25 protein-coding genes are annotated in these 21,103 nt (G+C 69.5%); 16 read left to right on the forward strand and 9 right to left on the reverse strand.

Annotated elements, in window-relative coordinates:
* Positions 1-6: 6 nt before the first annotated feature.
* Positions 7-552 carry a hypothetical protein gene (locus AU195_RS05195; RefSeq protein ID WP_059157993.1) on the reverse strand — a complete coding sequence of 182 codons (546 nt, stop codon included), beginning with the start codon at positions 550-552 and terminating at the stop codon, positions 7-9.
* A 222-nt stretch (positions 553-774) separates the two neighbouring features.
* Between AU195_RS05195 and AU195_RS05200 the strand changes: the two genes are divergently transcribed.
* Complete coding sequence (locus AU195_RS05200; RefSeq protein ID WP_172800477.1) at positions 775-2,046, forward strand: cytochrome P450; 1,272 nt, start codon at positions 775-777, stop codon at positions 2,044-2,046.
* Here the strand turns inward: AU195_RS05200 and AU195_RS05205 are convergent.
* Complete coding sequence (locus AU195_RS05205) at positions 1,988-2,335, reverse strand: hypothetical protein (protein ID WP_059158043.1); 348 nt, start codon at positions 2,333-2,335, stop codon at positions 1,988-1,990. The two genes, AU195_RS05200 and AU195_RS05205, sit on opposite strands and share 59 nt — an antisense overlap.
* Positions 2,336-2,408: 73 nt before the next feature.
* Between AU195_RS05205 and AU195_RS05210 the strand changes: the two genes are divergently transcribed.
* The 4 genes from AU195_RS05210 to AU195_RS05225 are packed head-to-tail and all read left to right on the forward strand — an operon-like array spanning position 2,409 to position 5,150.
* Entirely contained in the window at positions 2,409-3,248 is an 840-nt protein-coding gene (locus AU195_RS05210; protein ID WP_082702970.1) for a helix-turn-helix domain-containing protein, read from the forward strand.
* Between the two features lie 41 nt (positions 3,249-3,289).
* Entirely contained in the window at positions 3,290-3,709 is a 420-nt protein-coding gene (locus AU195_RS05215; RefSeq protein ID WP_059157996.1) for a lipoprotein LpqH, read from the forward strand.
* 50 nt (positions 3,710-3,759) lie between these two features.
* On the forward strand, positions 3,760-4,479 hold the full coding sequence (locus AU195_RS05220; protein WP_059157997.1) for a FadR/GntR family transcriptional regulator: 720 nt from the start codon (positions 3,760-3,762) through the stop codon (positions 4,477-4,479).
* Entirely contained in the window at positions 4,476-5,150 is a 675-nt protein-coding gene (locus AU195_RS05225; protein ID WP_059157998.1) for a sterol desaturase family protein, read from the forward strand. Before AU195_RS05220 ends, AU195_RS05225 begins: the two co-directional genes overlap by 4 nt.
* Here AU195_RS05225 and AU195_RS05230 read toward each other — a convergent pair.
* The 3 genes from AU195_RS05230 to AU195_RS05240 all read right to left on the reverse strand — a co-directional run bounded on the left by AU195_RS05230 (position 5,134) and on the right by AU195_RS05240 (position 7,603).
* Positions 5,134-5,883: a L,D-transpeptidase gene (locus AU195_RS05230; protein ID WP_059157999.1), complete on the reverse strand. Its 750-nt coding sequence runs from the start codon at positions 5,881-5,883 to the stop codon at positions 5,134-5,136. The genes AU195_RS05225 and AU195_RS05230 overlap by 17 nt on opposite strands.
* A 134-nt stretch (positions 5,884-6,017) precedes the next feature.
* Positions 6,018-6,635, reverse strand: a complete 618-nt coding sequence (locus AU195_RS05235) for a Pr6Pr family membrane protein (RefSeq protein WP_286149139.1) — start codon at positions 6,633-6,635, stop codon at positions 6,018-6,020.
* Between the two features lie 32 nt (positions 6,636-6,667).
* Positions 6,668-7,603, reverse strand: coding sequence for a threonine ammonia-lyase (locus AU195_RS05240; protein ID WP_059158000.1), 936 nt, complete (start codon positions 7,601-7,603; stop codon positions 6,668-6,670).
* Between the two features lie 182 nt (positions 7,604-7,785).
* Between AU195_RS05240 and AU195_RS05245 the strand changes: the two genes are divergently transcribed.
* The 3 genes from AU195_RS05245 to speB are packed head-to-tail and all read left to right on the forward strand — an operon-like array spanning position 7,786 to position 10,950.
* Entirely contained in the window at positions 7,786-9,420 is a 1,635-nt protein-coding gene (locus tag AU195_RS05245) for a fatty acyl-AMP ligase (RefSeq protein ID WP_059158001.1), read from the forward strand.
* A 53-nt stretch (positions 9,421-9,473) separates the two neighbouring features.
* On the forward strand, positions 9,474-9,872 hold the full coding sequence (locus AU195_RS05250; protein ID WP_059158045.1) for an acyl-CoA thioesterase: 399 nt from the start codon (positions 9,474-9,476) through the stop codon (positions 9,870-9,872).
* 40 nt (positions 9,873-9,912) lie between these two features.
* A complete protein-coding gene (gene speB, locus AU195_RS05255) occupies positions 9,913-10,950 on the forward strand; it encodes an agmatinase (protein WP_059158002.1) in 1,038 nt (345 codons plus the stop codon).
* Between the two features lies 1 nt (position 10,951).
* Here speB and AU195_RS05260 read toward each other — a convergent pair whose 3' ends face one another.
* Positions 10,952-11,836, reverse strand: coding sequence for a cyclopropane mycolic acid synthase family methyltransferase (locus AU195_RS05260; RefSeq protein WP_059158003.1), 885 nt, complete (start codon positions 11,834-11,836; stop codon positions 10,952-10,954).
* 239 nt (positions 11,837-12,075) lie between these two features.
* On the opposite strand from AU195_RS05260, the gene AU195_RS05265 reads away from it, so the two are divergent.
* Genes AU195_RS05265 through AU195_RS26125 form a run of 4 tightly spaced genes read left to right on the forward strand, consistent with a single transcriptional unit; the run spans position 12,076 to position 13,874 of the window.
* Positions 12,076-12,291, forward strand: a complete 216-nt coding sequence (locus tag AU195_RS05265) for an Rv3202a family protein (RefSeq protein ID WP_059158004.1) — start codon at positions 12,076-12,078, stop codon at positions 12,289-12,291.
* Between the two features lie 38 nt (positions 12,292-12,329).
* Positions 12,330-12,857 carry a chorismate mutase gene (locus tag AU195_RS05270; protein WP_059158005.1) on the forward strand — a complete coding sequence of 176 codons (528 nt, stop codon included), beginning with the start codon at positions 12,330-12,332 and terminating at the stop codon, positions 12,855-12,857.
* A gap of 18 nt (positions 12,858-12,875) precedes the next feature.
* The gene (locus AU195_RS05275) at positions 12,876-13,709 is read left to right on the forward strand and encodes an SDR family oxidoreductase (protein ID WP_059158006.1); all 834 of its coding nucleotides are present in this window, start codon (positions 12,876-12,878) and stop codon (positions 13,707-13,709) included.
* A gap of 42 nt (positions 13,710-13,751) precedes the next feature.
* Positions 13,752-13,874: a hypothetical protein gene (locus AU195_RS26125; protein WP_286149140.1), complete on the forward strand. Its 123-nt coding sequence runs from the start codon at positions 13,752-13,754 to the stop codon at positions 13,872-13,874.
* Between the two features lie 20 nt (positions 13,875-13,894).
* On the opposite strand, the gene AU195_RS05280 is transcribed toward AU195_RS26125, so the two are convergent.
* Positions 13,895-14,776 carry a TIGR03854 family LLM class F420-dependent oxidoreductase gene (locus AU195_RS05280; protein WP_059158007.1) on the reverse strand — a complete coding sequence of 294 codons (882 nt, stop codon included), beginning with the start codon at positions 14,774-14,776 and terminating at the stop codon, positions 13,895-13,897.
* A gap of 109 nt (positions 14,777-14,885) precedes the next feature.
* On the opposite strand from AU195_RS05280, the gene AU195_RS05285 reads away from it, so the two are divergent.
* Positions 14,886-15,347 (forward strand): SRPBCC family protein, encoded by a 462-nt coding sequence (locus AU195_RS05285; RefSeq protein ID WP_059158008.1) that lies wholly within the window; start codon positions 14,886-14,888, stop codon positions 15,345-15,347.
* On the opposite strand, the gene AU195_RS05290 is transcribed toward AU195_RS05285, so the two are convergent.
* Positions 15,344-17,269: a flavin-containing monooxygenase gene (locus tag AU195_RS05290; protein ID WP_059158009.1), complete on the reverse strand. Its 1,926-nt coding sequence runs from the start codon at positions 17,267-17,269 to the stop codon at positions 15,344-15,346. The two genes, AU195_RS05285 and AU195_RS05290, sit on opposite strands and share 4 nt — an antisense overlap.
* A 50-nt stretch (positions 17,270-17,319) precedes the next feature.
* On the opposite strand from AU195_RS05290, the gene AU195_RS05295 reads away from it, so the two are divergent.
* Together AU195_RS05295 and AU195_RS05300 are read left to right on the forward strand one after the other, a co-directional pair.
* Positions 17,320-17,766 carry a hypothetical protein gene (locus AU195_RS05295; RefSeq protein WP_059158010.1) on the forward strand — a complete coding sequence of 149 codons (447 nt, stop codon included), beginning with the start codon at positions 17,320-17,322 and terminating at the stop codon, positions 17,764-17,766.
* 10 nt (positions 17,767-17,776) lie between these two features.
* Positions 17,777-19,060, forward strand: a complete 1,284-nt coding sequence (locus AU195_RS05300) for a cytochrome P450 (protein WP_059158011.1) — start codon at positions 17,777-17,779, stop codon at positions 19,058-19,060.
* On the opposite strand, the gene AU195_RS05305 is transcribed toward AU195_RS05300, so the two are convergent.
* Positions 19,023-20,375, reverse strand: coding sequence for an FAD-dependent oxidoreductase (locus tag AU195_RS05305; protein ID WP_059158046.1), 1,353 nt, complete (start codon positions 20,373-20,375; stop codon positions 19,023-19,025). The genes AU195_RS05300 and AU195_RS05305 overlap by 38 nt on opposite strands.
* Positions 20,376-20,431: 56 nt before the next feature.
* On the opposite strand from AU195_RS05305, the gene AU195_RS05310 reads away from it, so the two are divergent.
* Positions 20,432-21,076, forward strand: a complete 645-nt coding sequence (locus AU195_RS05310) for a TetR family transcriptional regulator (protein ID WP_059158012.1) — start codon at positions 20,432-20,434, stop codon at positions 21,074-21,076.
* Positions 21,077-21,103 lie beyond the last annotated feature (27 nt).

The following is a 21,103-nucleotide window of genomic DNA, read 5'->3' on the forward strand; positions in this document are numbered from 1 at the left end:
CCGCCGCTACGGCGCCGGTGCGGGTGCCGGAGCCGGTTCGGGTGCCGGAGCGGGAGCGGGTGCCGGGGCCGGTTCGGGCGCCGGTGCGGGTGCCAACGGTGGCTGCGGTCCGGCCGGCAGTCCCGGCGGCGGAGTGGCGGCCGGGTCGAGCGGACGCTGCGTCAGCAGGAAGATCGCGTCGCTGCCGCTGACCTCCTGTGTCTGCACGGCATGCCACAGGTCACGCAGGTAGGACAGCCCGCGGCTGCCCGTGGGCGCGGTCGGGGTGGTCGTGGTTCCGGGCGGCGGGTTGTCCGGGCTGTACAGATGTGGGACACCCTCGTCGGCAGGGGCGGGCGCGGCGAGCGGCGCGACATCGGCCGGTGCCGCCGAGGCGGCCGCGACGGGCGCGGGCCCGGGAGCGGGAGGCGCGGGAGCCGGAGCGGGCAGCGGGCCGGGAGCCGGGGCGGGAACGGGCTCCGCACCTGCGACAGGCGCCGCCATGAACATGCCGAGACCGATGCCGAGCCCCAGTGCTGCACAGGCGACGGTGCGCCGTATATCGATCGCCACTGCGGTCTCCCTCCACGTCGCGTGACCTGGCTACACGGGATTGTTCTCCGTCGGCGCGCGCTTTGTTACAGAAGTGGCCAACGTTTCTGCGGCGATCTGGTCGCGTCCGCGCGATAACACGTTCCACTTCGGACTTTCCGCAACCCCGCCCGGCCGCCCCAACAGTGGTGTAGCAATGCGGTTAGGCACGAGAAGACGTCGTCTTAGGAGATGCCCGTGGTCATGAGCAGCGATCGGCTCCGCCCCAACCTGCCGCCTGGGTTCGACTTCACCGATCCGGACATCTACGCCGAGCGGCTTCCCGTCGAGGAACTGGCCGAGATGCGCCGGGTGGCCCCGATCTGGTGGAACGAACAACCCGTCGGCGCGGGCGGCTTCGACGACGGCGGGTTCTGGGTCGTCACCAAACACCGCGACGTCAAAGAGGTTTCCCGGCGCAGCGACGTGTTCTCCAGCCTCGAGAAGACCGCGCTCCCGCGCTACCGGGACGGCACCGTCGGCGAACAGATCGAACGCGGGAAGTACGTTCTGCTCAATCAGGACGCCCCGCACCACACCCACCTTCGCCAGATCGTGTCCCGGGCGTTCACCCCGCGGGCGGTCGAGCGGCTGCGGGCCGAACTCGACGCCCGCGCACAGCACATCGCGCGCACGGCGCTGGAGCAGGGCGCAGGTGACTTCGTCGAACAGGTGTCGTGTGAGCTGCCACTGCAGGCGATCGCCGGGCTCATGGGCGTGCCGCAGGAGGACCGCAGAAAGCTCTTCGACTGGTCGAACCAGATGGTCGGCGATCAGGACCCGGAATTCGCGGGCAACGACGCGATCGGCGCCTCGGTCGAACTGATCATGTACGGCATGCAGATGGCCGCCGACCGGGTCGCCAACCCCGGCGACGATCTGGTCACCAAACTCGTCCAGGCCGACGTCGAGGGACACAAACTCTCCGACGACGAGTTCGGGTTCTTCGTCATCCTGCTGGCGGTGGCGGGCAACGAGACGACCCGTAACTCGATCACCCAAGGGATGATGGCGTTCACCGAGTTCCCCGATCAGTGGGAGTTGTTCAAGCGGGAACGGCCCGCGACCGCCGCCGACGAGATCGTGCGCTGGGCGACCCCGGTCACGTCGTTCCAGCGCACCGCGCTGTGGGACACCGAACTGTCCGGTGTGACCATCAAGAAGGGCCAGCGCGTGGTGATGTTCTACCGCTCGGCCAACTTCGACGAGGACGTCTTCGAGGATCCGTATTCGTTCGACATCCTGCGCGACCCCAACCCGCATGTCGGGTTCGGCGGCACCGGCGCCCACTACTGCATCGGTGCGAACCTGGCGCGCATGACGATCGACCTGATGTTCAACGCCATCGCCGACCACATGCCCGACCTCACCCCGCTGGGCAAGCCGGAGCGGTTACGGTCGGGCTGGCTCAACGGCATCAAACACTGGCCGGTCGACTACACCGGCGCTGGCGCGAAACCCCCTGCTGCGCAGTAGGTGTCGCCGGGTAGTCGATGATCGAGCGCCAATAGTCCTCGGGGATCTCGGTGTTCGAGCGAAGCACGATCGCGAGTCCGGTCGCCATCGCGATGCCGAGGAGGCCGAGCCACAGGCCGGCCAGGCCGATCACCACCCACAGCGCCGTGGTCAGGGTCGGCCAGGGCGACGCGAAGGCCAGCGCGGGCGCGAAGAAGAACCCCGCACCGATGTACCAGGCCGAACCGGCGCGGTCCGACGCCATGACGAAACGCAGCCAACGCGGGATCTTCTGCTCGGACGTCTCCATCGGGTTCTCCCTCTCGCGGTGGACGACTCCACCGTCGCGCGGGCGCGTCATCGGATCAATTACCTCCGAAGTAATGGCGGCGCCACCCCGGACGGGCGAGACTGAACCCGTGACCGCCACCCACACCGCCGCGACGTTCGGGGACGTGTTGCGGACCTGGCGGCAGCGCCGCAGGCTCAGCCAGCTGGATCTGGCGATCGAGGCCGACGTCTCGGCCCGGCACCTGAGCTTCATGGAGACGGGCCGCTCCGCCCCGAGCCGGGCGATGGTGCTGCGGTTGGCCGAAGTGCTCGACGTACCGTTGCGCGAACGTAACCACCTGCTGACGGCGGCCGGGCTCGCGCCGGTCTACCCGGAACGCGGCCTCGACCATCCGGAGATGGCCGCTGTGCGTGAGGGTGTGCAGCGCGTGTTGGCGGCCTACGACCCCTACCCGTGTGTGGCGGTCGACCGGCACTGGAACATCCTGAGCGCCAACGCCGCAACCGCCGTGCTGCTCGACGGGGTCGCGGCCTCGTTGCTGGAGCGGCCCAACGCCCTGCGTCTGACACTGCACCCTGACGGGCTCGCGCCGCGGATCAAGAACCTCGGCCAGTGGCGCCACCATCTGATCGACCGGCTGCGCCGGGAAGTCGCGGCGAGCGGATCCGGTGAGCTCGCCGCACTGCTGGCCGAACTCGAGACGTACCCCGGGCCGTCGGCGACCTCGCCCGATCCGGCGGCGGTGGCCGTGCCGCTCGAATTAGGAACCGACAGTGGCGATATGCTGACGTTCATCAGTACCGTGACGACGTTCGGCACCGCACTCGATCTCACCGCGGCCGAGCTGAGCATCGAGGCGTTCCTGCCCGCCGACGCGGCGACGGCCGCAGCGCTGGTTTGCCGGTCCGCATCGCAGGGAAGTCCGCAGTGAGCGAGGTCGGGACACCGAGTCAACGAAAACAGAGGTGGCGCGTGAACAACCGAATCGTCATGGTGCTGAGTGCGGCTTCGGTCGTCGTGCTCTCCGCGTGCGGCGGGTCGGAGCCCGCACTGGGCACCCGGACCGCGCAGGTGTCGGTCAACGGTGCGGAGACGGCCAAGATCCCGGTGGAGTGCAGTCAAGCCGGCTGGACATGGCTCATCTCCGACTTCGGCGAGGAGACGCCCGGCTTCTCCGCCTCCGTCTCCACCGGTGAGAAAGTCGCCGCGCACTCCGTCGAGATCCGTGACCTCGAGGGGTTCACGGGAGCGTACTGGGAGGGCACCGTGGGTGACGGGAAGGCCACCATCGACAACTCCGTCATCACGATCACCGGAACCGCCAAGGGCTCGTTCGCCGACAACCCCACCGCTGCCGCCGAAGCCAAGTACGAGATCACGACAAAATGCTAACTGGTCAGACCACTTGACCTCTGGCCACTAGGCCTGCCATCCTGGGCGGCATGGCACTACAACCCGTCAACCGCCGCTCGGTGCCGGAAGACGTCTTCGATCAGATCGTCTCCGAGGTGCTCAGCGGGCAGATGCAGCCCGGCCAGACGCTGCCGAGTGAGCGGCGGCTCGCCGAAGTGCTCGGGGTGTCGCGGCCGGCGATTCGCGAAGCCCTCAAGCGTCTCGCGGGTACCGGCCTGATCGAGGTGCGCCAGGGCGATGCGACCACGGTGCGCGACTTCCGGCGCACCGCGGGCCTCGACCTGCTCCCCCGGTTGCTCATGCGAGGCGGGGAACTCGACCTGTCCGTGGTCCGGAGCATCCTCGAAACCCGGTTGCACAACGGGCCGAAGATCGCCGAACTGGCGGCCGAGCGCGCCGGGGCCGGCCTCGCCGACCGGCTGGGCGACACCGTGGACGCCCTCGAGACGGAGACCGATCCCGTTGCCGCGCAACGGCTTGCGCTGACCTTCTGGGACCACGTCGTGGACGGGGCGGATTCCATCGCGTTCCGCTTGATGTACAACACCCTGCGGGCCACCTACGAACCGGCCCTGCCCGCGCTGGCCACCATGATGGCCGGGGAGGTCGGCCGCCCCGACGCCTACCGCGCCGTCACCGCCGCCATCGTGGCGGGCGATCCGGCGGGGGCCGCCGACGCCGCCAGGCGCCTGCTCGAACCCGCGACCACCGCACTCCTCGACGCACTCGGCGAACTGGAGGGCCGATGACCACCGAGCACGCACCCCGTCCCGCCCGCCGGGCTGTCACGCTGGCCGACGCCGCGCGCGAGTTCTGGCGGCACCCCTCCCCCCGGCTGATCACCGCGACCCTGGTCGCCGCCGTCGGCGCACGCCTTCTCGCCGGCGACTGGCAGCCCACCGATGCGATCGTCCCGGTGGCGATGGTCGCGGTGTTCCCGTTCGTGGAGTGGGTCGTGCACGTGTGCGTCCTGCATTGGCGGCCCCGACGGTTCGGCCGCCTGCGGCTCGACCCGCTGCTGGCGCGCAAGCACCGTGAACACCATGTCGACCCCCGGGTGGTCCCGTTGATCTTCATCCCGTGGCAGGCGCTGACGTGGGTGCTGCCGGTCGCGCTGGGGGTCGCCCTGCTCGCCTTCCCGCGCCTCGGCATGGGCCTGACGTTCCTGGTGTCGCTGACGGTGCTCGGCCTGGCGTACGAGTGGTGCCACTACCTGATCCACAGCGACTACAAGCCGAAGACCGCCGCGTACCGCGCCGTGTGGCGCAACCACCGGCAGCACCACTTCAAGAACGAGCACTACTGGTTCACGGTGACCAGCGCCGGCACCGCCGACCGGGTGCTCGGCACCTGTCCCGATCCCGCCACGGTCGCCACGTCACCGACCGCGAAGAACCTGCACGCTACGACTGGACGATGACCGGATCGCCCATGCCGACGGTGTTGAAGTACCAGTCGGCGTTGTCCGGGCTGAGGTTGATGCAGCCGTGGCTGACGTTGGCGTAGCCCTGTGAGCCGGTGGACCAGGGAGCGCCGTGGATGTAGACACCACCCCAGGTGATGCGGACCGCGTCGTAGACGGTGAGCTTGTAGCCCTCGGGGTCGTCGAGCGGTATGCCGATGGTCCGCGAGTCCATCACGACGACGGACTCCTTGCCCAGGACGCGGAAGGTGCCGACCGGTGTCGGGAACTTCGGCTTGCCCATGGACGCCGGCATCTCGCGGATCACCTCATCGTCGATGCTGACGGTGAAGGTGTGCGCATCGATGTCGGCGACACCCATCACCGACGCGCCGGTCTGGAACTCGGTCGCGAAGTCGCCCGCGCCCACCGAGATCGGCGAATGTGCGGGCCAGAAGCCCGTCGGGGTCCACTGCATCACCGAATCGCTGAGCCAGCTGAACTCGCCCTCAGGCGTCTTCGGTGACGTGATCCGCAACGACCGCTCCGCCGCCGTCCGGTTGTCGACCGGCGCGGCGAACCGCACGGTCAGTGGCATGGCCACCCCGACGACGTCGCCGGTCCCGGGTTCGATGGCGGTGACGGCGGGCGGTGTGCTGATCGCAGCGGAGCCCGTCGCGACGGAACCGCTCACCGCGAGAGCGACGGATCCGGCGATGACCAGCAACGATCGCATGAACAGGCGCAGCATGTCGCCAGTGTAGGTGGGCCGACGGATCGGACCTCCTGACCGCGTGCGCCCTCGCGCCTCGGCGGCGCCTTTCCTGATTCGGCTTGTCCCCACGTCAAGGTCATCGTCGGCGCGTGCCCCAGCGTTTCACCCGCCTACGCCGGGCCCTCGCCCCGCCGGGTGCGGCCGAACGCCGTCAGCACGTAGCCGAGCGCCAGGAACATCGCCCCGAGCAGGGCGATGTTGACCCCGACGGTGAGCGTGCCGACACTGCCCGCATCGAGGAAGTAGTACGGCGCGCGCCGCCCGGCGTGGTTGAGGACGGCCAGTGCGAGCACCACGTAGCAGCCCGGGTACGCCAGCCACGCCCACGGATGCCACCACCGCAGACCCGAACCGCCGGCGGTGGCCAACCCCCACTCGGCGATCGCCAGCACCGGCACGACGACGTGGAGCAGGAAGTTCGCCGGGGTGTACCCCATGCTGTAGTCGGTCAGGAACAGGTTCCACACCAGCCCCGCGATCACGACGTACACGACGACGGCGCCCCGCAGCGCCGAACGGGTGTCGGCGCGCGGCCATACGAGCGTCGACACGTAGAAGAGAGCCGCCAGCAGATTCGCCTGATACGTGAAGGTCACCAACCGCCACAGCACACCCGACCGAGACGTCAACTCGACCAGGATGACGGCCGCCACCACAGCCGCGACGATCGACAACCGAAGGACGGTCCGCAGTGTCGGCAGCGCCCGGGAGGCGTCGGTCGCGGTCACCCCCGCGAGGATAGCCGCGCCGGCCGGCCCGCTCAGCCCGCGAGGATCTCCCTCAGCAGCGCCACCTCGATGTTCCCGCCCGACACCACCGCCACGGTGCGGCCCGTGGGTGCCACCCTGCGGTAGCCGGCCAGTGCCACCGCCCCGCTGGGCTCGCTGACCAGATGTGCGCGAAGCGCGAGGTCGCGCACTGCCGACCGGATCTCGTCCTCGGTGACGGTGACGGAGTGGTCGAGTACTCGCTGCAGGTGCGCGAACGTCAGGTCCGACGGCTGTGAGCGCAACCCGTCGGCGATGGTGCGGTTGCGGTCTTCGATCGACCAGTCCACCCGGCGCCCGCGCCGCAGACCCTCGGTCGTATCGGCGGCCAGCTCCGGTTCGACGCCGTAAACCGTCGCGGCCGGGCACAACGCCTTGATCGCCGTGCCGATCCCGGAGGCCAGACCACCGCCGCTGACCGGGATGAAGACGTGCTCGACCCCGGGCAGGTCCTCGGCGATCTCCAGACCCGCGGTGCCCTGGCCGGCGATGATGTCGGGATGGTCGAACGGCGGGACCAGCACCGCGCCGGTGCGCTCGACGACCTCGGCGGCCACCGCCTCCCGACGGCCGGCAGCGCACAGCACCACCTCGGCGCCGTGCGCGCGGGTCGCCTCGACCTTGACCCGCGGTGTCTCCTCGGGCATCACGATGTGCGCCGAGATCCCGTACCGCGCCGCGGCGTACGCGACGGCTTGAGCGTGGTTGCCGCTCGAGTACGCCACCACTCCGCGGGCCCGGACATCCGAATCCAGTCGGGCGATCGCGTTGAACGCACCGCGCACCTTGAACGCGCCGATGGCCTGCAGGTTCTCGGGTTTGAGCCACAGCGTCCCGGCCCACGCCGCGGGAATCAGCGGGGTCCGCAGCACGTCGTCGCGGGTGCGTGCGGCCGCGGCGCGGACGTCGTCGATCGTGACCAGGTGCACCCGCCCAGTCTGCCCGCCGCCACAGCCGACGCGGCCTACGGGGTCACACGATCGCAGGCTCCTGGCGGCTATGCTCGACCGGTCGCAGGCTCCTCGCGTGGCTCGTTCTCCGGTCGCCGTCTGCGATGCTCGGAAACTGACGGGAGCGTCTTCATGACGCCCGACGATTCGGCCTCACCCTTGTGAGCGCGTTCACCGACACGATGTTCGCCAACGCGCTGACGAGTACCAACGGCATGGTCACCGGTGAACCGCACCACCCGGTCCGGCGGTCGTGGCGTGAGGTGCACGAACGGGCCAGGCGCATCGCCGGTGGTCTGGCCGCTGCGGGGGTCGGACCGGGCGACGCCGTCGCGGTGCTCGCGGGCGCCCCGGAGGAGATCGCCCCGACGGCGCAGGCGCTGTGGATGCGCGGAGCGAGCCTCACGATGCTGCACCAACCCACTCCGCGCAGCGATCTGGCCGTGTGGGCCGACGAGACGGCGAGTGTGATCACCCTGATCGAGGCCCGGGCGGTGGTGCTGTCCGACCCGTTCATGGTGGCCGCCCCGGCGCTGGAACAACTGGGAGTCACCGTGCTGACGGTGGGCCGCCTCCTGGAGGCCGCCCCGATCGACCCGGTGCCCACCGGCGAGGACGACGTCGCGCTGATGCAGCTGACATCGGGATCGACCGGATCACCGAAAGCCGTCCACATCACCCATCGCAACGTCGTGTCGAACGCCGAGGCGATGTTCAGCGCCGCGGACTACCGCCTGGACTCCGATGTCATCGTGAGCTGGTTGCCCCTGTTCCACGACATGGGGATGACCGGATTCCTCACCGTCCCGATGTATTTCGGCGCCGAACTGGTCAAAGTGACGCCGATGGACTTCCTCGGCGACATTCTCCTGTGGGCCGAACTCATCGACAAGTACCGGGGCACCATGACCGCGGCGCCGAACTTCGCGTGGGCACTGCTCGCGAAAAGGCTTCGCCGTCAGGCGGTCCCGGGGCAGTTCGACCTGTCCAGCCTGCGCTTCGCGCTGTCCGGCGCCGAACAGGTCGACCCCGTCGCGGTCGAGGATCTGTGTGACGCGGGGGCGCCGTTCGGGCTCGACCCCGGCGCCATCCTGCCCGCATACGGAATGGCCGAAACCACTGTCGCCGTGTCGTTCTCGGCTCTCGGCGCCGGGCTGAGCACCGACGTGATCGACGCCGACCTGCTCGCCGCGTTCGACCGTGCGGTTCCCGCCGCCTCCGGCCGCACCAGGCGACTGACCTGCCTGGGCCCACCGCTCGGCGACATGGAGGCCCGTGTCGTGGACGCGGACGCCGCCGTCCTGCCCGCCCGCGCGGTCGGGGTGATCCAGGTTCGCGGATCATCGCTGAGTCCCGGCTACACCACCATGGCCGGTTTCCGTCCCGCCTCCGACGAATCCGGCTGGTACGACACCGGAGACCTGGGCTACCTCACCGAGGACGGCCGGATTGTGCTGTGCGGCAGGGCCAAAGAGGTCATCATCATGGCCGGCCGCAACATCTACCCCACCGACGTCGAACGCGCGGCCGCCCGGGTCGACGGTATCCGGCCCGGCTGCGTGGTCGCCGTGCGCCTCGACGCGGGCCACCCGCGCGAGACGTTCGCTGTCGTCGTCGAAGCCGCCGGCTGGGAGAACCACGCCGAGGTGCGGCGGATCGAGCACGAGGTGGCCCACGCGGTGGTCGCCGAGGTCGACCTGCGTCCGCGCAAGGTGTCGGTGGTCTCGCCGGGCACCATTCCGAAGACGCCGTCGGGCAAACCCCGCCGGGGAATGGCGACCGAGCTGGTCGCCTGACCGGTCGGCGTTAGGGTGTGCCGGTGACGGGCGATGCGACAGCGGGATTCTCGATGCCGATCGTGCCGCGCTACGCCGAGATCGACCAGCAGGGCGTGGTGTTCAACGGTCACTACCTCACCTGGTTCGACGAGGCGTGCACGGCGTTCTTCGACCACATCGGAGTCGCGTATCCGGAGCTGATCGCCGCCGGCCTCGACTTCCAGGTCGTGCACAGCGAAATCGACTATGCCGCATCGGTTCGCTGGCGCGACGACGTGCGGGTGGCGGTGCGGTGCGAACGCGTGGGCTCGACCAGTTTCACGCTCGGCTTCGCGGTGAAGCGCCAGGGCGCGGCCGTCGCACCGCAGACCGCGGTGACGGGCCGCAACGTCTACGTGGTGGTGTCGACATCCGACTGGGCCAAACGGGCGATCCCGGACCGGCTGCGCAGCGCGCTGACCGCCTGCTGATCACCGTACGGTCGGTCGCACCGGACGGTACCGTCTGCCCATGGGGCATGCGCATGCGGACGAGCCGCAACGAGACCTTCCGCCCGGACTGGCCGAGCAGCTGGACCTACCCTATGCGGGGATGGCGTCGTTCGGTCATCGGCCCTTCCTCACCGAGACCGCGCAGCTGGAATCGTGGCGGCCCGACGTGGCGATCGTCGGTGCGCCGTTCGACGTCGGCACCACCAACCGCCCCGGCGCCCGGTTCGGGCCGCGCGCCATCCGGGCGACGGCGTACGAACCCGGCACCTACCACATGGACCTGGGGTTGGAGATCTTCGACTGGCTGGAGGTGGTCGACTTCGGCGACGCCTACTGTCCGCACGGGCAGACCGAGGTGTCGCACAACAACATCCGCGAGCGGGTGGCCGCCCTCGCCTCACGCGGGATCGTGCCGGTCGTCCTCGGCGGTGACCACTCGATTACCTGGCCCGCGGCCACCGCGGTGGCCGATGTGCACGGCTACGGCAACGTCGGCATCGTCCACTTCGACGCCCACGCCGACACCGCGGACACCATCGAGGGCAACCTGGCCAGCCACGGCACCCCCATGCGGCGGCTCATCGAATCCGGCGCGGTGCCCGGCACCCATTTCGTGCAGGTCGGCCTGCGCGGCTATTGGCCGCCGCAGGACACCTTCGAGTGGATGCTCGAACAGGGCATGACCTGGCACACCATGCAGGAGATCTGGGAGCGCGGCTTCAAGGAGGTGATGCGCGACGCGGTCGCCGAAGCTCTGGCCAAGGCCGACAAGCTCTACGTCTCTGTGGACATCGACGTCCTCGATCCCGCGCACGCGCCCGGCACCGGGACGCCGGAACCGGGCGGCATCACCAGCGCGGATCTGCTCCGTATGGTCCGCCACCTGTGTCGCGAACACGACGTGGCCGGCGTGGACGTCGTCGAGGTCGCGCCCGCCTACGACCATGCCGAACTGACCGTCAACGCCGCCCACCGGGTGGTGTTCGAGGCGCTGGCCGGCATGGCGGCCCGCAGGCGCGACGCCGCGGGCGCGCGGCCAGGCCCGCCCTGGCGGTGACTCAGCCCTTGGTCAGGGTGAACTGGGCGACGTCGGTGTAGCCCTCGCGGAAGAGGTCGGCGCAACCGGTCAGGTACTTCATGTACCGGTCGTAGACCACCTGCCCCTGCAGCGCGAGCGCCTCGTCCTTGCGGGCCTCGAGCGCGGCCGACCAGATGTCGAGGGTCTTGGCGTAGTGCAGGCGCAGCGGCTGCACCAGCTTGACCTCGAAGCCGGCCTTGGTCGCGTGGTCGGTGACCGCGCGGGCCTGGGGCAGGTCACCGCCCGGGAAGATCTCGTCCATGATGAATTTGAAGAAGCGCAGCTTCTGCATCGTGATGGGCAGCCCGCGCTCGGCGAACTCCTCGTCACTCGGCTTGATGATGGTGTGCAGCATCATCACGCCGTCGTCCGGCAGCGCGTCGTAGGCCATCTTGAAGAAGTCGGTGTAGCGGTCGCGGCCGAAGTGCTCGAAGGCGCCGATCGACACGATGCGGTCGACCTTCTCGTCGAACTGCTCCCAGCCCTGCAGGAGCACCCGCTTGCTGCGCGAGCTGCCCTGCTTGTCGAGGAGTTGCTGCACATAGGCCTGCTGGTTCTTGCTCAGGGTCAGGCCGACGACGTTGACGTCGTACTTGTCGAGCGCACGGTTGATCGTCGCGCCCCAGCCGCAGCCCACGTCGAGCAGGGTCATGCCGGGCTGCAGCCCGAGCTTGCCCAGCGACAGGTCGATCTTGGCGAGCTGCGCCTCTTCCAGCGTCATGTCGTCGCGTTCGAAGTAGGCGCAGCTGTAGGTCTGCGTCGGGTCGAGGAACAGCCGGAAGAATTCGTCGGACAGGTCGTAATGCGCCTGGACATCCTCGAAGTGGGGCGTCAAGCCCTGGGCATCACTGCTTGTTTCTGGCACGGTACAGCCTCTGACGTCGTTGTTCGTGGTTCGGTTCGGAGCTCCTCAATTTTCGAGAGCCGCCCCCGTCGACTGCGCACACTACCCGAACGGACACCGTCCGAAGACCGTGGTGGGCAGGTCAGTGACCCGAGTGCCCGGCACACCGCGAACCGGACCCACCCTCGTGCGCCGACATCACTACTGTGGTGACACGGCCGGTGTCCGGCTGATGTCAACGCCTGGGAGGGAGACTGCTCGTGAGTACTCCGGATGAACCGGTGTTCGGTGACGACGCCCCGGAAGCCGACGTCGTCGAACAGCTGATCCCCGTCGACGTGGACGACGAGGAGGAGGGCGGCCTGGACCCGGCGCGGGTGTCGGTGTCGCGCAACTGGGAAGCCGACGAGGCCGATCTCATCGAACAGTCGATCGCGGTACCGCTGTCGGACGACGAGCCGGACTTCGACCGCTGAGCGGCCGGCCCGTACTGCGCCGCCTGCTGGCCGGCCTGATGGTCCTCGGCGCCTTCGCGGGCGTCGCGCCGGCGCAGGCCGACACCGACAGCCCGCTGTCGGCGTTGGTGGACGCCGCCGCCGAGCGGCTGCGCACCGCCGAACCGGTGGCCGCCAGCAAGTGGAACACCAAGGCCCCCATCGAGGATCCGGCCCGGGTCGAGCAGGTGCTCGATGCGGTGGCCACCGACGCGTCCGCCCGGGGCGTGGACGCCGACCGGGTGCGGCGCATCTTCCGCGACCAGATCTCCGCCACGGAGTCGATCCAGTACACCCGTTTCGCGCAGTGGAAGCTCGATCCCGCCGTCGCCCCTGCGACGGCCCCGGATCTGGCCTCCTCACGCGGTGTGATCGACGGACTCAACCGGACGATGGTCGATCAGATGGCCGCCCACTGGCCGCTGTTCCGGTCACCGGAGTGCCCGCAACGCGTGCGGGAGGCGACCGATCAGGTCGCGGCCACCCGCAACCTCGACGAGCTCTACCGCCGCGCGCTCTGGTTCGCGACACGGTCGTACTGCGGCTGAGCATGCCAAGATGACCCGATGACGCCGAAGTCCATCTTCATCACCGGTGCGGGGAGCGGGATGGGACGGGCGGGCGCGCTGCTGTTCCACGACCGGGGCTGGCGGGTCGCCGCCGTCGACCGGAACGAGGCCGCTCTGACCGCACTGTCCGCCGAACGCGGTGGCGACCGGCTGTGGACCCGCCAGGTCGACGTGACGGACAAGGGACAGCTCGAGGCCGCCCTCGCCGACTTCTGCGGCGCCGACGGCCTGGACATGATGTGGAACAACGCGGGCATCGGCGAATCCGGCTGGTTCGAGGACGTGCCGTACGAATCGGCCATGCGGGTGGTCGACGTCAACTTCAAGGCCGTGCTGACCGGCGCGTACGCGGCGCTGCCGTACCTCAAGCGAGCGCCGGGCAGCCTGATGTTCTCGACGTCGTCCTCCTCGGCGACCTACGGAATGCCGCAGATCGCGGTGTACTCGGCGACCAAACACGCCGTCAAGGGCCTCACCGAGGCGCTCAGCGTGGAGTGGCGGCGGCACGGCGTGCGGGTCGCCGACGTGCTGCCCGGCCTGATCGACACGGCCATTCTGCGCGAAACACCCAACCACTCCGCGGGTGCCCGCCCGGCCGATGCCACCCGCCCCGACGCGGACGTCACCGCATCGGCGCCGAAGCGGGGTCCATTCCGGTTGATGCCGGCCGTCAGCGTTGCCGAAGCGGCGTGGGCGGCCTACCGCCATCCGAGCCGGTTGCACTGGTACGTGCCGAACAGCATCCGTTGGCTCGACCGGCTGAAGGCCGTCAGCCCGGAGTTCGTGCGCGCCCAGATCCTCAAGGCGTTGCCTCGGCTGACCGAGCGCTGACCGACGGCGTTTCGGGCGATGCGCCCCGGGTACCTCGCAGGCATGAGCAGCGATCCCGCGGAGTCCGGCCAGGACCCGGACGCCGATCCCGAGATGAAGCAGAGTTCCGTGCAGCCCCAGCCCGATCAGGCCGAGGGTGAGGACGACGCGTCGGAGACGTCGTAGGTGAGACGGTCCCGTCGCCCTCAGTTCTCCCGCGGCAGCAATTCGGCGACGAACCGGTCGATGAAGACGTCCATCGGTGTCGGCCCGGCCGGGCGGATGACGAACTTGGTCAGGCCGGCCTCCAGATAGGCGTCGAGTTGGCGGTGCAGTGCCTGCCAGTCCGCGGCGATGAGCGCCGCCGGGTCGACCTCCGGCCGACGCGCGCGCACCACGTCGACCAATTCGGGGCTGAGTTCGCCGTCGGCCACCGCCAGCGAGATGCCGAAGTGGTCGGCCTCGATGTGTCGGCCCGCCTCCTGCGCGGCGCGCTCGATCTGCTCGCGGCCGCGCCGGGCCTCGTCCGGGGTGAGAAAGCTGCCGAGCCAGCCGTCGCCATATCGGCCGATCCGGCGCAGCGCCGCGGGCGCCGACCCGCCGAGCCAGATGTCCAGGGGTGGTTGCGGACGCGGGGCGAGCGCGATGTCGTGTGCCGGGAAGAACTCCCCGTCGAAGTCCACCTTCGGTTCGGCGAGCACCGCCCGGAGCATGTCGAGCGATTCGTCGAAGACCGCGGCACGCCTGCCGGCGGGCACCGCGAAGACCGCCCGTTCGGCGGGGATCGCCGACTGCAGACCGAACACGGGCAGCACCCGCTTCGGCGCGACGGCGGCCAGCGACGCCAGTTGTTTGGCGACGAGCACGGGGTGGCGCCCCGGCAGAATCGCCACGGAGGTGCCGACTTTGAGACGCGCGGTGCGGCCGAGCGCGTAGGCCATGCCGACGAAGGGGTCGATCGCCTCGGTGTAGACCAGTTCGGAGAACCACAGGGAGTCCACCCCGCTGTTCTCCAGGTGGTCGACGATGGCCGCCAACCCGGCTGCGGGTGTCTCCGCGCCGATGCCGACGCCGAACCGGATCTTCACACCTGCCGAGTCAACCTGATCGCCGATCCGGCGGCCGTGGCGGGTGGACGTCTGGCAGGCTGCCGGCAGGGGGCGCGCCGGTCGGCCCTATCGCAGAAAGGAATCCCGCGTGCAGGGTTCGGTCAGTGTGACGATGAAGGCTCCGGCCGACGAGGTCTGGAACCTGGTCGCCGACGTGCGCAACACGGGCCGGTTCTCGCCCGAGGTGATGGAGGCCGAATGGCTCGACGGCGCCACCGGACCCGTGGTGGGAGCGAGGTTCCGCGGTCACGTCCGGCGTAACGAGATCGGCCCGGTGTACTGGACGACCTGCCGGGTCACCGCCTGCGAGCCCGGCCGCGAGTTCGGCTTCGAGGTACTGGTGGGTGACCGGGCGGTCAACAACTGGCACTACCGGTTCACCCCCGTCGACGGCGGCACCGAGGTCACCGAGTCGTTCCGGCTCAACGACTCCGCGCTGATGCGCGTCTTCTCGGTCGCAGGTGGTCAGTTGCGCCGGCGTCGCAACATCCGCGACATGCGAAAGACGTTGGAGCGCATCCGCGCCGTGGTGGAGACCCCGCAGGGCTAGCCGAATTCGAAGTCCCCCGGTTCCGGGCGGCGGGTCCACGTCCAGTAGTCGACGAGCCGCCACGGGCTGAGCGCGTAGATCTCCCCGTGGGAGTTCTTGTAGAACGAGTGCTCGACCGACGGCTGCGACCACACCAGCTTGCCGATCTCCTCCTGGCTGCGGCTGCACCATTCCCGCGCACACTCCTCCCGGGGCTGCAGCCATCGGTGGCCACCGTCGATCAGGATCTCCAGACACTGGGCGATGTACCGCATCTGGCATTCCGAGTGGAAGATCAGGCTGCCACCGTGCGCGAGGTTGGTCCCGGGTCCGTACATGCAGAAGAAGTTGGGGAACTGCGGCACCGTGATCCCCAGGTACGCCGACGGCCGCTCACCCCACACCTCGCTGAGCACCGCGGCATCGCGCCCGACGACGCGCATCGGCCACAACATCCGGTTCGCGTGGAATCCGGTGGCGTAGATCAGGACGTCGGCGCGATGGCGTGTCCCGTCGTCGGTCACGACGGCGTCCGCTTCGACACGCGAGATGCCCGTACGGACGAGGTCGACGTTGTCACGCGTCAGCGTGCGCAACCAACTGCCGTTGTCCTGCAACGTGCGTTTGCCGGTCGCCGGATAGTCGGGCAGCACCTTGGCCAGCAGGTCGGTGTCGTCGCCCACCTGGCTGGTGATCCACTCCGTGAACATCATCCGCGCCATGTCGTTCACCTCGCTGACCGCCCGCTGCGGGTCGGGGTAGTCCGGATCGACCCTGGCCGCCTCCAGCCCCTTGTCGCAGCCGGGCCAGAAGAGCAGGAAGCGGTACCAGCGGCCGTAGAACGGCAGATGCCGCAGCGCCCAGCGCACCCCGTCACCGACCGGCGCATGGTAGTGGGGGTTGGGGAACATCCACTGGGCCGTTCTCTGAAACACGGTGAGGCGGTTGACATCCGGCGCGATGGCCGGGGCGATCTGGAAGCCGCTGGCCCCCGCCCCGATCATCGCGACATCGCGCCCGCGCAGGTCCACCGAATGGTCCCATTCGGCGGAGTGGAACGCCGGTCCGGCGAAGTCGTGCCTGCCGTCGATCTCCGGGATGTGCGGACGGTTGAGCTGACCCACGGCGCTGATCACCGCGCGCGCCCGCACGCTGGTCATGGCGCCCGCCCGGTCGAGCAGGTGGGCGGTCCAGGTGGCGGTCTCCTCGTCCCACACCACCTCGGTGACCTCGGTGCCGAACCGCACGTGCGGTGCGAGTCCGTGGCGGTCGAACACGCCCTGGAAGTAGGCCTGCAGTTCGGGTTGCTCGGCGAAGAAGTGGGTCCACCCGTCGGAGGGTTCGAAGCTGTAGCAGTAGAAGTGATTACCGACGTCCACCCGCGCACCCGGATAGGTGTTCTGCCACCAGGTGCCGCCCACCCCGGCGTTGCGCTCGACGATCGTGAACGGGATGCCGGCCTCCTTGAGGCGGATCCCCGCCAGCAGTCCGGACTCACCGCAGCCGATCACCAGCACGGGGAAGTCGGCGCGGGCCGGATCGGTGGGTGGCGGCACCGCCCGGTCGTCGAGGCCGTCGAGTTCCATTTCCTCGAGCAGCATCGGCACGTACTCGGCGGGCACCTGTTCACAGACCAGCCACTGCATCATCTCGTGAAGGAGTTCCGGTCCGATCGGTTCCGGTTCGGGACATCCACGGTCGCGGTAGTCGGCGATGATCGGCAGTGCGAGCGCACGCACCGCCGCCTTGTCCTCCTCGGACATGAACCCCTGGACCTCGTTGAGGAACAACCCCGCCGGCCGCAGCACACCGCGGATCAGCTCCGCATCGCCGGACATGTGGACCAGCGACATCATCAGCGTCGGGACACTGACGTCGAGCAACGCCTGCGCGATGCGTTCGTCCGGGTCGGTGAAAGGTTGTCCGGCGTGAGGGTTGCGCACCGTCCGGTGCTATCACGTTTTCCGCCGATCGGGGCGGGTATCTGGGTCCGGTGAACGAACCTTCAGACAAGCCGGCCGACTACGACCGCCAGCTGCCCGACGACATCTCCGACGACACCGTGGAGGCGGTGGGCTCGGTGTCTGAGGCGCTCGAATGGGTCGAACGCGCGCGCGGCCACCTGTACAGCTTCCACCAGTTGATGGGGCGGGCGGACCTGTTGCTCGGCGAGGCGTGCGACAAATTGCGTGACGCCGGCCACGGCGAGGTCGCCGACCGGTTGGCCGGCGAACTGGTCGGACGCAATGTGCTCTACGGCCGGTGGACCTTCCAGATCGTCGAGGACTTCGACGACAACTACTGGTCGGTGTTCCGCGACCACGAGCGCCGCGTCCGCGACGAACTGCAGCAGGGCCACCGGCACGTCTTCGAGGCGCGGATGAAGGAAGACCGGCGCACCAAGGGCCGATCCGGGCACGAGGGCCGACCGGAGGGCTAGGCTCGTCGGCGTGGGCATTGCGGCTCGGGAGAACGGGGCGGCGCCACCTGACGTGCCGCTGGCCGACATCGATCTGGGGACCTGGGAGTTCTGGGCGCTCGACGACGACATCCGCGAGGGTGCGTTCGCCACCCTGCGCCGTGAGGCCCCGATCCGCCACTTCTCCGAGTTCGTCGCGGAGGGGATGGAGGCCGGTCGCGGCCACTGGGCGGTGACCCGGTACGACGAGGTGTTCTACGCCAGCCGGCACCCGGAGATCTTCAGCTCCGCCTCGGGCATCACGATCGGCGATCAGACTCCCGAACTCAACGAGTACTTCGGGTCGATGATCGCGATGGACGACCCCCGGCACAGCAGGCTGCGCAACATCGTGCGCAGCGCCTTCACCCCGCGGGTGCTCGCGCGCGTCGAGGATTCGGTGCGTGACCGGGCCCGGCGCCTGGTCGCCGAGATGGTGGCCGCCAACCCGGACGGCTCCGGGGAACTCGTCAACGATTTCGCCGGCCCCCTGCCGCTGCAGATCATCTGCGACATGATGGGCATCCCCGAAGAAGACCACCAGCGCGTGTTTCACTGGACCAACGTCATCCTCGGTTTCGGTGATCCCGACCTGACCACCGACTTCGACGAATTCGTCGGCGTGGCAATGGAGATCGGCTCGTATGCGAGCCAATTGGCCGACGACCGGCGCGCACGTCCCGGTGACGATCTGACCACCAGCCTCGTCGAGGCCGAGGTGGACGGGCAGCGTCTGACCTCCGCTGAGGTCGCATCCTTCTTCATCCTGCTGGTGGTCGCGGGCAACGAGACCACCCGCAACGCGATCAGCCACGGGCTGCTCGCGCTGAGCCGCTATCCCGAACAACGCCGGATCTGGTTCGACGCCTACGACGAGGTGGCGCCGACGGCGGTCGAGGAGATCGTCAGGTGGGGGTCGCCGGTGAGCTACATGCGGCGCACCCTGACCCGTGACGCAGAACTGGGTGGGGTCAAACTTGCTGCGGGCGACAAGATCTCACTGTGGTACGGCTCCGCCAATCGGGACGAGGCGAAGTTCGACGATCCCTGGACGTTCGATGTGCGCCGTCACCCCAACCCGCACGTCGGGTTCGGCGGCGGTGGGGCGCACTTCTGTCTCGGTGCGAACCTGGCCCGTCGTGAGATCACCGTGGCGTTCGAGGAACTGCACCGGCAGATCCCCGACATCGCCGCCTCGGAAGAGCCCAGCCGACTCCAGTCGGCGTTCATCCACGGGATCAAACGGCTGCCGGTGACCTGGACACCGCCCCGGTGACGGCGGCGGCCGGCCGGTCGCCACAGAGGTCGGCGAGGCCGGCGCGGGTGGGCCCCGGCGGCGCGGCCGGACGCCAACCGCCCGCGAAGATCTCCCGTGCCCGGGGCTCGGCGGCCGCCAGGCTGGCGGGCAACGCGGCCATCGTCGCATAGGGCTCGACCAGCGGGCGCAGGCCCGGATCCGCATCGGCCGCGGCGACGATCAAATCGGACGGCAACGGGCGGGTCAGGTCCACCGCACCACCGGCCCAGCGGCGCACCCGGTCACCGTCGACGCGGCGGTGGTCGTCGAACCACGGCCGCACGTTGCGCTCGCACCAGTCGTCGAACAGCCCTGTGGCGAAGCCGATGTCGGGTTCGGTGTCGAGGATGGCCAGCAGCGCCCGGGACTGCATGAGGCCGAGCGTCACGCCGCGGCCCGCGAGGGGCGTCGTGGTACACACCGCGTCGCCGACCGAGATGAGCCCGGGCAGGTAGGGTGCGCCGTCCGGGCCCACCTGTGAGCGGTAGCTGTTGTACAACCGCCCGCCGGAAAACACCGACGCCAGCGGCCGGGACCGCCGCGGGTCGATCCAGTCGGCCAACTGCGGGATGGCGCCGACGGCCGTCTCGAACACCGAATCCTCCCGCAGACGGCGCAGCCGCAGGTCGCCGCCGTCGTGGGTGATGGTCACCGAGAACGTGCCGCTGTCGTGAAGGAACGCGATGGCGGCGTAACCGGACATGCTCAGCGACAGGCCGATCGGCGAGTTGACAGGCCCGGCCGCTGCGCCGGGGTGCAGCCGGTACTGCCGGGTCGCGTACACGGCGCCGCAGTCACCGCCCACCGCGTCGGGCCGCAGATCCCGCAGGTACCGGGCCGACCGGCCGGAGGCGTCGACGACGAGATCGGCTGCCAGCACGCCGTGAACGGTGACGACGCCGGCGACCCGGCCGTTCGCGCGATGCGGACGGTCCACCGTCGCGACGTGACGGGTGATCCCGTTCTGCCGCAGGGCGATGCGATGCAGCACCCGCTCGAGGGTCGACCGACGGCACAGCAGCGCGGCCATCTCGCCGGTCCGGTCCGTGGCGAAGCCTGCGCCCGCGACGGTCAGCGCATCGACGACGTCGGGCATCTCGGCGCGCAGCGCATCGACGACCGGTGCCCGGAAGGTGTGAGCGTGATCGAACTGCATCACTCCCCTGCGCCGCCACCGGCCCGACGCCGGCGGACCGGCATCGCGGTCGACCACCGCGACGGTGTGACCACGGCGGGCCAGCGCGATGGCGCAGAACAGCCCGACCGGACCCGCTCCGACCACGACCACGCGCATGCGGTCCTCCATTGGGGTATCTTGTAGTGTAATGAATGTATTGAGAGTGTCGTGAAATGGCCGAGGATGTCAAGAGGCCGTACCGATCGGGCCTTCGCGCCGCACAGGCGCAGGAGACCCGCCGCAGAGTCGTCGCCGCCGCCGCGCGGCTCTTCGTCGCGAACGGGTACGGCGCCACGACCATCGACGCGATCGCCGCAGCCGCGGATGTCAGCCGCAAGACGGTCTTCACGTCGGTGGGCGGCAAGATCGACCTCCTCCGCCTCGCCATGGCGTGGGCGGTGGCCGGCGACGACGCCGACGTGGCCGTCGCCGATCGCGACGAGATGCGACGGGTGCTGGCCGTCGACGACCCGGCCGACCTGCTCCGCGGCTGCGCGGCGGTGATGACCGCGATCAACGGTCGGGTCGCCGATCTGTTCCGCACACTCGAGGTGGCCGCCGGCGTCGAACCGGAGGCGCAGATCCTGGTGGAGGCCGCCCGCGAACAACGCCTGACCGACGCCCGCACGGTTGCGCGCCGGCTGCGGTCGCTGGGCGCGCTCACCGGCCGAAAGGCGTACCAGGACGCGGTCGACCTGATCTTCCTCGCCACCGATCCGCATCCGTTCGACGTCCTGGTGCGACAGCGCGGGTGGTCGCCGGACCGGTATGCGCGCTGGCTCGGCGACTCCCTGGTCGGTCAGTTGTCGACGGGTTGAGCCGTTTGTCCGTCGGGTCTGCGGGCA

The sequence above is a fragment of the Mycobacterium sp. IS-1496 genome (assembly GCF_001499995.1).
Classification (GTDB): Bacteria; Actinomycetota; Actinomycetes; order Mycobacteriales; family Mycobacteriaceae; genus Mycobacterium.